Annotated in this window: 9 protein-coding genes; 2 read left to right on the top strand and 7 right to left on the bottom strand. The window is 39.3% G+C overall.

Going from position 1 to position 11,886, the window contains the following annotated elements; translation table 11 throughout:
• Nucleotides 1-13: 13 nt before the first annotated feature.
• The 7 genes from CSV69_RS04540 to CSV69_RS04510 form a co-directional block, all read right to left on the bottom strand.
• Entirely contained in the window at nucleotides 14-1,084 is a 1,071-nt protein-coding gene (locus CSV69_RS04540) for a pyridoxal-phosphate-dependent aminotransferase family protein (protein WP_099692815.1), read from the bottom strand.
• Nucleotides 1,085-2,167: 1,083 nt separating this feature from the next.
• Nucleotides 2,168-3,139: a 2-hydroxyacid dehydrogenase gene (locus CSV69_RS04535; RefSeq protein WP_099692814.1), complete on the bottom strand. Its 972-nt coding sequence runs from the start codon at nucleotides 3,137-3,139 to the stop codon at nucleotides 2,168-2,170.
• Between the two features lie 251 nt (nucleotides 3,140-3,390).
• Entirely contained in the window at nucleotides 3,391-4,032 is a 642-nt protein-coding gene (locus CSV69_RS04530; protein ID WP_099692813.1) for a hypothetical protein, read from the bottom strand.
• Between the two features lie 117 nt (nucleotides 4,033-4,149).
• Complete coding sequence (locus CSV69_RS04525; protein WP_099692812.1) at nucleotides 4,150-5,001, bottom strand: DUF5067 domain-containing protein; 852 nt, start codon at nucleotides 4,999-5,001, stop codon at nucleotides 4,150-4,152.
• A 231-nt stretch (nucleotides 5,002-5,232) separates the two neighbouring features.
• Nucleotides 5,233-6,459, bottom strand: coding sequence for an S-layer homology domain-containing protein (locus CSV69_RS04520; RefSeq protein ID WP_158232607.1), 1,227 nt, complete (start codon nucleotides 6,457-6,459; stop codon nucleotides 5,233-5,235).
• A gap of 310 nt (nucleotides 6,460-6,769) precedes the next feature.
• On the bottom strand, nucleotides 6,770-7,540 hold the full coding sequence (locus tag CSV69_RS04515; protein ID WP_099625299.1) for an ABC transporter permease: 771 nt from the start codon (nucleotides 7,538-7,540) through the stop codon (nucleotides 6,770-6,772).
• A 12-nt stretch (nucleotides 7,541-7,552) separates the two neighbouring features.
• Nucleotides 7,553-8,467 (bottom strand): ABC transporter ATP-binding protein, encoded by a 915-nt coding sequence (locus CSV69_RS04510; RefSeq protein WP_099625300.1) that lies wholly within the window; start codon nucleotides 8,465-8,467, stop codon nucleotides 7,553-7,555.
• A 612-nt stretch (nucleotides 8,468-9,079) separates the two neighbouring features.
• On the opposite strand from CSV69_RS04510, the gene CSV69_RS04505 reads away from it, so the two are divergent.
• Nucleotides 9,080-10,681 carry a spore germination protein gene (locus CSV69_RS04505; RefSeq protein WP_099692811.1) on the top strand — a complete coding sequence of 534 codons (1,602 nt, stop codon included), beginning with the start codon at nucleotides 9,080-9,082 and terminating at the stop codon, nucleotides 10,679-10,681.
• 12 nt (nucleotides 10,682-10,693) lie between these two features.
• A complete protein-coding gene (locus CSV69_RS04500; RefSeq protein WP_369823934.1) occupies nucleotides 10,694-11,884 on the top strand; it encodes a Ger(x)C family spore germination protein in 1,191 nt (396 codons plus the stop codon).
• Nucleotides 11,885-11,886 lie beyond the last annotated feature (2 nt).

Genomic DNA, 11,886 nt, shown 5'->3' with positions numbered 1-11,886 from the left:
TATAACCCTCCCTTTACGAAATGGTTTTTAGATTTTTCTTTATTTCATCAAGTAGATATTGGTTATTTTCGATAGTAATAGCACCGAGATGTCCGACTCTAAATATTTTACGACTTAATTCTCCTCCGTTAGGCATTACATAGATATCACTATTCATCTTAAGCGATTGAACAACTGATTCAGGGCTTATTGATGTAAGTGGAGTTAAAGCTGTTAATGCATTTGAAGGGCTCTTAGTAGGAATTTTAAAAGGCAACTTGATAATTTCATTTCTAAAATGCACTGCTAGTTCTCTAGTTTCTTTAATAATTTTTGAAACACTTTCCTTCTCAATATACTTCAATTTTTTATTCAATTGGATTAAATTACCTACGGCTGGAGTATAGGGGGTCTGCCCTCTTTCACCGTCAAACAAGTATTTGTTGAAGTTAAAGTAAACGCTTTTAAAGGAAATTTCACTTACACGATCTTGTGCTTTTTTGTCGAGAACAACATAGGACATACCGGGCGGAAGACCTAATGCCTTCTGGGAGCTTATAATAACTGCATTAGCATTACTTCCTTCCATGTCAAAAGGATCGGCTAAATATGAACTAATTGCGTCTACCACTAGGAGTAAATGATTTTTTTTACAAAACTCCTTAACCAAGTTTATATCATAGAGTACACCTGTAGAAGTTTCATGTATATTAATGAGAAGTCCGGTAAAACCTTTTTTTTCGTAAGGAATTACATCATCATTAGTTAAATCTTCAAAGAAGTTTAATTTAATCTCTTTATAATGTAGACTGTGGATTTGGCAAATCTCCGTGAACCTAGAACCAAAAACTCCTCCATTTACAACAAGCAACTTATCTTCTTGATCAAACAAATTTAAAACGGTTGCTTCCATTGCAGCTGTACCAGAAGCAGTTAAAAAAACTACTCTAGAATCTGAAGGAGAGTTTATACTTTGTTTTAACAGCTCTTCACTTTCTAATGTCATGGCAGAGAATTCTTCATTCCTAAAGTAAGGAATTTGATTGGACCCTATCTCCAGTATTTCTTTATCAAGTGTGACAGGGCCGACTGTGAAATTTAACAATATAGCTCCTCCTTCTATATGTGTTGATGTATCGATGGTTTGACCGCCTTAGTTTAAATATATTTAAAGTATACACTAAGAGATATAAATAGTTATCTAAATCTTCTATATAGTTAACGACACGTATTCATTTCAATGGAAATTCACGGAAATCCCTATTCTTTATCCACACTTACTCCAAGATAGCGATCCTACCCCTAATCTAGCTAACAAGCATTGGGACCTAGTATCTCGAATTTAAGACCCCATCCATCTCCAACTGTTTATAAAGCGACGGTGAATTACATTTATCAGCAAAAACCCTCCTGCGACTGATTTAGGTCGTAGAAGGGATTTCTTTTATAAAGTATATTTCCATCAAAATAATTGAAATTTAGGGAATGGTATTAGGTGCTACGTCATGCTACTTTGAATTTAAGATAAAGATTATTTTCAAGAGCATGTAGCGCTTCGAATAAATCGATAGCTTTTCAGTAGACCTCTCAATCGATTTTCGTAAATGCTAAGAACCTTCGTTCACTCGGAGTTCGAATCGGTTGCTTGGATTCCATGAGTAAAAGAGCGAATTCCTACTTTCAGGTTGGAGAATTTATTTTCCAGGAAATCTAATGTTGTCATGTGGTTCCTTCTTTTTGGAAATATTCTATCCTAAGAAATTCCTGAGTTTAAAATATTCATTCTGTTATTAGTAAACAAGAATATTGAAACTATCATGTTAGATTTTTATGGTAGTTTCTTTACACAAGTAACTAGCAAAGCTATGCTATTTACTTTAATGATGTTCTAATCATAAATAGAACATAAGTGAAACCGTGGGCATTTAGATATGACGGAATTTTTCTCAATGTTATCTTTATTAAATTCGATTATTTATTATTTATTAGATGGTTTTTCTATTAAAAAGAATGTAAAAAGGGATTGGGTTTGTAAGCATTGTAATTCTTTGAACAAATCAAAATCCTATAACTGTCATAGCTGTGGTGCAAATAAAAAATAGATACACAATGAAAATATCGGCAGATTAAAAAGCGCCTGGTTAAGAAACTACAATAAATGTTTCCTGCCCAGGTGCTTTTTTCTATTCTATCGTCCGAGAACATCGGGATTCAACAAGTTCGCTGGTTTCTTGCCTTCAAGTCCTGCTATAAGATTATCAGCAGCAAGATGCGCCATCGCGACTTCTGTTTCATGGGTTGAGGAGCCAATATGCGGCAAAGTGACGACGTTCTTCATCTGCAACAGCGGATTCTCGGGGTCGACAGGTTCTTGTGCGAACACATCGAGGCCAGCTGCGGCGATTTCATTTTGTTGTAGTGCATCGATTAGATCTTCTTCAATGATAGTGCTGCCACGTGAAATATTGAGGAATATAGCGGACGACTTCATTAGACGAAACTGCTCGCTGCCGATCATGCCCCGTGTTTCTTCAGTCAACGGGATTACAAGACAGACGTAATCAGATTCTTTCAGCAAACTGTCAAGGTCCCGGTAAGATGCATCAAATCGTTCCTCCACATCCGGCTTCCTTGTTCTCGTATGATACAGGATGTCCATATCGAAGCCGAACCGCGCGCGTTTGGCGATTGCACTGCCAATACGCCCCATACCGATGATACCGAGAGTTTTGTGATGGACGTCCACACCGTACCATTCATTCGGCAGAAGGCCTTTCCACAAACCTCGTTTAACATAACCATCAAGCTCAGGCATCCTCCGCGCCGTCGCAAGCATCAGCCCCATCGCCATATCAGCCACAGTATCGTCGAGCACGCCAGGCGTATGGGTCCCCATCACACCGCGTTTTGTCAGATCAGCCAGTTGGAGATTATTGTAACCAACGGAGACGTTGCTGATAATTTTCAGATTCGGCGCTTTATCGAGTGTCGCTGCATTCCCAGGGAAACCAATTCCGATCACGCCTTCCGCCTCACGCAAGAATTCAGGAAAATCAGAGTCGTTTTCTGGATCTATGAACAGTCGAACGTTATAGTCTTTCGCTAGTCGATCATAAACCGGTTGCTCAAGACGTCGATAAGCGAGTATTTTCTTTTTCATGTATATTCCTCCCTATAGGTTGATCCTTACTGTCAGTATACATGAATGGGTTCTGACAAATCATCTGCTTTCTTACCTTCTAGAGGAACTTTCATAGATAAACATATCTGTGCTTTAGACAAATGCGAGTATTTTAAAAGGTACCTGCGAGAGACACTAACGTGAATGCTTAAACATTCATGAAAGTTTTGTTCACAGGTACCTTATGAAATTTTCAAGATCACTTTCCGCACAAGTTCTTTACAAAGTTTTTAATCCTCATTCTCCCCCAAATCCTCCATGTCCTTCGGGTAGTTCACCGTCCCAATTCTTTCCCCAGTAGCTTCATTCACTGAATGTATTGTCACATCCAGCTTGTCGGCATGTACTCCATCAAACAATTGATTGAACATACCCGCCATACCTAGACCTAGAACAGCGAATCCGTCGAAACTGTTCTCGAATACTTCTTGATCAACAACCATTGAAAATTCTTTGAAATTCTTGTCGTAGGTAATATCTTTAATAGAAGAAAACTCATCATTGCTGACTAAATCATCCGTATATTCAACCAGGTTGTTTTTCATCTCTGTCATTAATTCTTTATGCTTTGCTTTCGACATTTTATACGTAATTGTGTCATCTGAATTTACGGTCGCACTCTTCATGCCACTTTCTTTTGCGTTTGCTGCTACTTCATTTAGATCCTCGTCTGGAAAGAAGGATCCCGGTATGGTTATTTCCACATCTAGCAAACCTTTGTCTACCGCTACTGCTCCATTCGTATCTTCTGATTTTTCCACTTCGTCCGCTTTTTCACTTTGCTCTTGATTGCTATTCTTCACTTCATTTGATGAACAGCCCGCTATAAGAACTAGCATGAGTAATAATAGTGTAGCTACGTTCTTTTTCATTTTCCTCATCTCCCTATTTAGAATGACCTGTGCAGCTATGTGAGCGACAACCAGAACCCTTAAACATTCATGATAGTTTAATACATAGAAACACTTTTTCAATAATGCATATTTTAATTATTGCTGAACACTCACATCAAACCTAAACGGCTCAATAGTATTTTCGTAATTATCACTAGAGCCTTCTGCATAGATTTGGAACTCTGTTATATCCTCGCTTAAAGGTGGATATATTACTACACCGGACGTATTTGTTCCTGGTAGAATTTCGCTTTGAGGCTCCTCTAGATCCGATTCGTAATCACTTTCGTTTTCAAGTTGTTTTCCATCCGCGACTAGCTTAGAGTTGAAGCTATAAAAGCTGATTTTTTCACTAGATGTATTAGTAATTGTGAAAAATACTCGTGTTTGTTTCTCTGATAGTTCTACTTTCTCTACGGTCACTTCAAAACCGTGTTGCTCTTTCGTTTCGTTAACTTCTATTGTCTGCAACGTAGGGGCCATAGCGTCTGTATAACCTATGATTTCTAATTCTGTTGCTTCAATCATGGGCATAGTGAGTTCTGCACCCATCATGTTTTCCCCCTTAAACTCATCTTTTATTATGCCTGTTATTTTTAGGTAGTCTTCATCAGATACTGAAAGGGATGCGTCAGGATAGAATACGATAGTATTTTGTTCATATTTCTCTGGATTTGCGTATACTTGCAAGTAAACGCCGTCGTCATCTTTTTCGGGCGTATTCATCACTCTGCCTATATAGCTGACTTCGTAGTTTTTGTACTTCTTTGGATTGGTGTACATTTTATCGAAATCTTCTGCTGCTAACACTTTGCCTTTTCCATCAGCTTGAGTTTCTTCAACTTCTTGTGCCGTGTCGTTCTTCTCTTCCTTCGCCTCATCAGTTCCGCATCCAGCCAATAATAAAACTGCTAAAGCACTTCCAACGTAAAATCTTTTCTTAAACATTTCATTCTCCTCCATTACTCATAAAATTATGTATTTCTACGACATCTGTTCAAATATGTTGCAAGTTAGCAACGTACAGACGGCATCTTGTGAGAAAAGTTTCAGATTATTTATACAAACTTTTTTATTAATCAATTCCAACTATCTCTTATACTTCATTTTAGTAGCTTTAAAAAAGAGCACCAAGCCCCAACACTATTCTAAATAGTGTCGAAACCTAGCACTCTTAACTCACTTGCTGTTTTTCATTTTTGTTATCTCAATTTCATAATACAGCTTATGCTTAGTCGGCGCTTTCACATCCACCGCATAACGCACTTCTTTTCCGTTAGTTAAACGGACTGTCGCGATATAGTTGCCGTGTCTATTGACGCGAATGAACACATCCGGTGAATCGATATATCCTTCAAAAGCCATATTGTCGGATATCACCACTCCATCGGTTTGCGCGAAATGAATACTTTCGACCTTTTCACCCGCTGCCATTTTCAGCCGTGCACGAGTCTTTAAGATTTCGCTCGGATGTTGAAGCTCGATCTTCAATCGACCGTTCACCTTTTTCACATCGACATAATATTTATCGTAATACCGTTTAATGTTTTGCGCTTCCATGCCATAATTACCACCGACTTGAAGTGTTCCTCTGCCCTCTTTAAGCGGCGTCAACTGCAAGCGGTCGCCTGTATAGCCAGCAGGTGTTTGTCTGCCTTTAATGATCGCTGCATGGTAGATTTCAGAGTTCGGAATGAATTCATCCGTATCCTCATCCGCCATGATTTCCGAAAATCGCATCATCATTCCGGACTTATCGCCTTGCGTTTTTATAGAATACGTATCAGGATACACGCGCTCCGTTGTCAGCATCAGTTTAGAAGCTTGCCCTCTTGTCACGAATTCATTGATGCCGAACCTCTCGGGTGTCACGCCTGAAGTGATGCCGAGTTTATACAGAATCAACACATTGGCACCGTGTGAATTAGTCGATTTCACATCACGGAAAGGATTTTCCTTAGAAATGAAATCAAAACGCGGCAAATCATATGCTTTAACAAGAATAGAAGCCAGTTGCCCACGTGTGACAGGATCATTCGGACCGAAATTGCCGTTCGCATAGCCTGACATGATTTCTAGTTCTGCAAGCTTCGCGATGGAATTGTAATAGCCATTTGCTTTTGAAACATCCTTAAATCCTGGATCCTGTACATAATAATCCGGGTTTTCTTTCAGCAGCTTCACGATGATCGCTGCAGCTTGCCCGCGAGTGATGGGATTGCCTGGTTTGAACAGACCGTCCGCATACCCCGTAATAATATGACGTTCTGCCAATTCATTAACCGCCTCCGCAAAGTGCTTTGTTTCAGGCACATCTGTGAACTTCTGGTTACTAGTGGCCATACTTGTTAATGGCAAGCTCAGAGCGAGAGCTACCGTACTAAATGCTATCCAGATCTTTTTCATTGTGTTCCTTCCTTTCTGTTCTGTAATCATAAGTCAACGTACAGACGCTAAATTTCCAATATAGTTTCAAAGATTATTATTATTTTTTTGTATAATAGGGTTGGTATATATAGGTAAATAGAATCTTTTGAGCATAACGAATTTGAAGGACTTATTACACTTGAAGCTGCTGCTCAAGAAGCTATGCAAGGTTAAATTAAAACAGACTCCTGATTGGCTCACATGACGAAGTGGGCTGATCAGGAGTCTAGTGTATTGTTTAGGTATTCAAGTTAATTTCTCAAGTAACAGTTACAGTACGTCACAGATATTAACTTCTCAGTCCACGGCCTTTTTCAATCAAATACCAGTTGATTACGTAAAGCACTACGATAAACGTAATCGAAATGAGAATGGAAAATAAAATGGGAACGTCGATCACACCGAGAATCCCGAATCGGAATCCGGAAATCATGTAAACGATTGGGTTGAACTGTGAAATCACCTGCCAAAATGGAGGCAACATCGAGATGGCAAAAAACACCCCACCTAAGTAAGTCAACGGCTGAAGAATAAACGTAGGTACAATAGACACATCGTCAAATGACTTGGCAAAAATACCGTTCAACAGGCCGGCCAACGAGAACAGAATAGCCGTCATCAAAAACGTCAAGATGACCATGCTCCACGAGTGCACTTGCAACGGAACGAAAAACAGAGAGATGATCGTGACCAGTATCCCTACGAGAACACTTCTACCTATTCCTCCAATGACAAAGCCCCAAATAATAATATGAGTCGGTACAGGGGCAACTAATAGTTCTTCAATGTTCTTTTGAAACTTTTGCGAGAAAAATGATGACGAAACATTTGAGTAGGAACTGGTGATGACTGACATCATGATCAATCCTGGGACAATAAATTCCATGTAAGAGAATCCGTTCATTTCGCCAATCCGTTTACCAATCAAATTCCCGAAAATGATAAAGTACAAAGAAGTTGTGATGACTGGCGGGACCAATGTTTGGATCCAGATTCTTAAATAGCGGTTCGTTTCTTTGACCGATAGACCTTTTAATGCGGTTAAATATAATTTAAACATGTACATCCTCCACTACGCAGTTTCTTCTGTAAGCTTTAAAAATAACTCTTCTAATCGATTGGACTTGTTGCGCATAGATAACACTTTAATCCCTTGTTCTGTCAATTGGTTAAACACTTCATTGATCCCTTGATCACGTGCTACCTCTACAGAAAGAGACCCATCGTCCAGGAGTTCACTAGTATAACCTTTAATCACTGGCGTCTGTCCTGAAGGTTCGATATCTAAAATAATGGTTTCATATTGAAGCTTAGCGAGCAATGATTTCATACTAGTATCTTCAATCAGCTGCCCTTTTTGAATGATCCCGATATTACGACACAACATTTCGGCTTCTTCCAAGTAATGTGTTGTCAGAATAATCGTCGTGCCATTTTCATTCAATTCTTTAAGAAATGTCCACATCTCTCGTCTTAATTCAATATCTACCCCAGCTGTAGGCTCATCAAGAATAAGTAAGCGCGGTTCATGCATCAAAGCACGTGAGATCATCAGTCGACGTTTCATCCCTCCAGAAAGCATCTGGGCTTGAACATTTCGTTTCTCCCACAAATCAGACTGCTTCAAGTATTTTTCGCTACGCTTTAGCGCCTCTTTCCTAGACACACCGTAATAGCCCGCCTGATTCACTACAATCTGCTGAACCGTTTCAAACGGACTGAAGTTGAATTCTTGAGGAACCAGACCGATCTGTAGCTTGGCTTGCATTAACTGTGTATCCATATCATAGCCAAAGACATTCACTTTTCCTGATGTCTTATTGACGAGAGACGTCACAATTCCGATAGTTGTAGATTTGCCGGCACCGTTAGGACCTAAAAGAGCATAAAAATCCCCTTCCTCTACTTTCAAATCGATGCCACGCAAAGCTTCCACACCACCAGCATAGACTTTTTTTAGATCTTTAATTTCTAATGCGTATGTCATTCTATTTATCTCCTCACCATCTTTGTGATCGGGTTTATATAAATATCCATTTGCCAGTATACCATTCCTATAGTAGAGGTACCAGGTTCTCGCACCAGTCTGCATCGTAGTAAAACCTAGTATTTCACGATTCAACTCAATAAAAAAAGAGTACCAGCCATCGATATGGTGATCGATAGCTGGTACTTTAAGGTGCCTTGTTCCAATACATTTTTGGATTATAAAAACTAATATTTTTACCAGATGTAGTAGAAATCTTGAAAAATACTCGTTTTTGTTTCTCTGATCGTTCTAGCACGATAGCTCCGTTCAGACGGCAAAATGCAAGATAAGTTTAAATTTTTTTTTGCGCTCATATTATATTAAGCAATTTTAGTTATCTTCTAGACTTCCAATTACTTCTGCCAATAACTCTACTCTTTTACTTTATTCTACATTAATCTATACGCTTTTATAGTCAAATACTCCTTTCATTTCCCCGCTCCTCCCACAAAATCACCACCCCAACCCGCATAAAACAACAACAATAAGGACATGATGAATAAAACAGTAATGAAAAATCAATATATATGCGGACCTACGCAAAATACCAAACAGTAAATGAGGTAGTGTATGGGCTTTTTCAAAAAGAAAGTGAATACTAAAGTACAATCCACTCCCCCTAGCCAAACGAAAGAAAATACTTCACCTAATGATCTAAAGACAAGTCTTCAAGACAATATACAATTTGTAAAAGATAGCCTTGGTTCGAGCACGGATATTGTCATTCGTGAAATTCGAATTGGTAAAGGTGGATCGGTAAAAGCAGGGATTTTCTATACTGACGGCTTAAGCGATACACCGGCATTGCAAAATTTCATCATGGAATCGTTGATGTTGGATATAAAAGGTACTCCATTGGAGAAGAAGTTAACGCCAGAACATAACCTCTTAACTGCATTAAAAGATTTTGCTATGACAGTGGGAGAGATTAAAGATCTAACCAACTTTGATGATCTTTTTACTTCTCTTTTATCTGGGGATGCTATTTTGTTAATTGATGGATATTCTGAAGGTTTGGTCATTGGAAATAAGCACTGGGTTGAGCGTGGGGTAACGGAACCAACGTCTCAGACAGTAGTTAGAGGACCGCGCGAAGGTTTTTCTGAAAATCTACGTGTCAATACGGCATTGGTTCGTCGGAAACTGAAAGATCCAAGTCTGTGGATGGAGTCAAAAGTGATTGGGACACGGACGAAAACGAATGTTGCGATTATGTATATCCATGGCATTGCTGATGACAAAATCGTCGATGAAGTCCGTTTACGTTTGGACCGAATTGATATTGATGGGATTTTGGAAAGCGGTAATATCGAGGGGCTAATTGAAGATTCAACGTACTCCCCTTTCCCTACCGTTTTTAATACCGAACGTCCCGATACAGTCGCTGCAGCACTTCTCGAAGGACGCATAGCTATTTTAGTGGATGGAACTCCTTTTGTACTACTTGTTCCCGCACTATTCGTCCAATTTTTCCAATCTCCTGAAGACTACTATGTGCATACCGGTATTGGAAGTCTGATTCGACTTCTACGCTTCTTTGCATACGTGATTGCTTTGCTTGCACCCGCATCATTTATTGCGATCACCACTTTCCATCAAACGATGTTACCGCCAGCGCTCCTGCTTAGCTTGACAGCACAACGAGAAGGTGTGCCATTTCCGGCATTTATTGAAGCCGTCATAATGGAAATCACTTTTGAAATTTTAAGGGAAGCAGGCGTTAGGATGCCCCGCTCCATCGGTTCAGCCATGTCCATTGTAGGTGCGTTCGTAATTGGTACCGCAGCAGTCGAAGCAGGCATTATTTCAGCCGCGATGGTCATCGTCGTCTCCATAACCGCCATATCAAGTTTTGTTTCGCCTACTTACAACCTTGCGATATCTGCAAGGATACTCCGCTTTGGATTTATGGCACTAGCTGCTTCGTTTGGTTTATACGGTATTGCCATAGGTATGGTAGCTCTGATTCTCCATTTATGCAGTTTACGTTCATTTGGTGTGCCTTATATGTCACCATTAGCTCCATTCAATGTTTCCGATCAAAAAGATACGTTGATTGTGGCACCTATATGGAAAATGTTTACCCGCCCACGCCTAACCAATCAAACAAATAGGGTAAGACAACAAAATCCAGCTTCCGCAAAGCCACAGCCACCAAAAAATGAAGATTAGGAAAGGGAGTATATGATGAAAAAGTGCATAGTTACTCTTCTGTTTCTCACTCTTTTCTTGTCTGGGTGCTGGGACAGGAGGGAATTAAATGAGCTGGGTATCGCAATGGCAATAGGAATCGATAAAATAGAAAATGAATACGTAATAAGTGCACAAGTGGTCGTACCTTCGGAAGTATCCATGAAGGCAAGTACGGGACGTTCTGCAGTCACTCTCTATACAGCAACCGGGGAGACTGTATATGAAGCCATTCGAAAAATGACAAAGAACGACCCACGAAAAATGTATCCGGGACATCTACAAATTCTAGTCATCAATGAGGACTTGGCTAAAGAAGGAATAGCCGAATCATTAGAATTGCTATCAAGGGATTGGGAGCTTCGATCGGACTTCTACGTAGTAGTTACGAAAGATATAACGGCTACTGAAGTATTGAATGTGACTACACCTATAGAAAACATCCCAGCTAATAAAATGTTTAATTCCTTAAAAACATCAGAAAAAAACTGGGCCGGGACAGAAGGCGTTATATTAGATGAGCTAGTAACCAATCTGATAAGTGACGGAAAGGAAGCGGTGTTAACAGGGATTCAAGTATTAGGTAACAAAGAAACAGGAACTAGCAAACAGAATGTGGAATCGATTACTCCATCTACGCGAATTGAGTATGATAATTTAGCTGTGTTTAAAGGAGATCAGCTAGTCGGCTGGTTAAATGAAGAAGAAAGCAGAGGCTACTCAGATATCACCAACACCGTTAAAAAAACCGTAACCTCTATTTCATGTCCTAAAGAAGGAAAAATCATTATAGATATTTTTCGATTTCATTCTAAAATTGTAGGTTCTATAAACAAAGGTGAACCTGAGGTGGATATCAAAATTGAAGCGGAAGGCAATATAGGGGAGGTTTTATGTTCAATTGATATTATGGAACCTGAAACCATTGACAAGCTAGAGAAAATTTATGAAGAAGAAGTGAAAGAGATTATTCATCAAACGATCGAGTCAGTACAAAAACAATATCAATCAGACATTTTTGGATTTGGTGAAGCTATTCACAGATCCAACCCGAAAGAATGGAACGAGATGAAAGAGCACTGGGATGAAAAGTTTTCCGATTTAACCGTAAATGTTCATATTGATATGAAAATTCGTCGCATCGGTACAGTAAATAATTCCTTCTTAAAAAAGATAAAGGACTAACT

The sequence above is a fragment of the Sporosarcina sp. P26b genome, from assembly GCF_002743245.1.
Classification (GTDB): Bacteria; Bacillota; Bacilli; order Bacillales_A; family Planococcaceae; genus Sporosarcina; species Sporosarcina ureae_C.
This window is presented reverse-complemented; position numbering and strand designations above follow the sequence as displayed.

Excerpts from the sequence above, each read along its gene's own strand:
- CSV69_RS04530 (WP_099692813.1), bottom strand. The coding sequence starts at position 4,032 with ATGAAAAAGAACGTAGCTACACTATTATTACTCATGCTAGTTCTTATA.
- CSV69_RS04535 (WP_099692814.1), bottom strand. The coding sequence starts at position 3,139 with ATGAAAAAGAAAATACTCGCTTATCGACGTCTTGAGCAACCGGTTTAT.
- CSV69_RS04510 (WP_099625300.1), bottom strand. The coding sequence starts at position 8,467 with ATGACATACGCATTAGAAATTAAAGATCTAAAAAAAGTCTATGCTGGT.
- CSV69_RS04520 (WP_158232607.1), bottom strand. The coding sequence starts at position 6,459 with ATGAAAAAGATCTGGATAGCATTTAGTACGGTAGCTCTCGCTCTGAGC.
- CSV69_RS04525 (WP_099692812.1), bottom strand. The coding sequence starts at position 5,001 with ATGTTTAAGAAAAGATTTTACGTTGGAAGTGCTTTAGCAGTTTTATTA.
- CSV69_RS04500 (WP_369823934.1), top strand. The coding sequence starts at position 10,694 with ATGATGAAAAAGTGCATAGTTACTCTTCTGTTTCTCACTCTTTTCTTG.
- CSV69_RS04505 (WP_099692811.1), top strand. The coding sequence starts at position 9,080 with ATGGGCTTTTTCAAAAAGAAAGTGAATACTAAAGTACAATCCACTCCC.
- CSV69_RS04515 (WP_099625299.1), bottom strand. The coding sequence starts at position 7,540 with ATGTTTAAATTATATTTAACCGCATTAAAAGGTCTATCGGTCAAAGAA.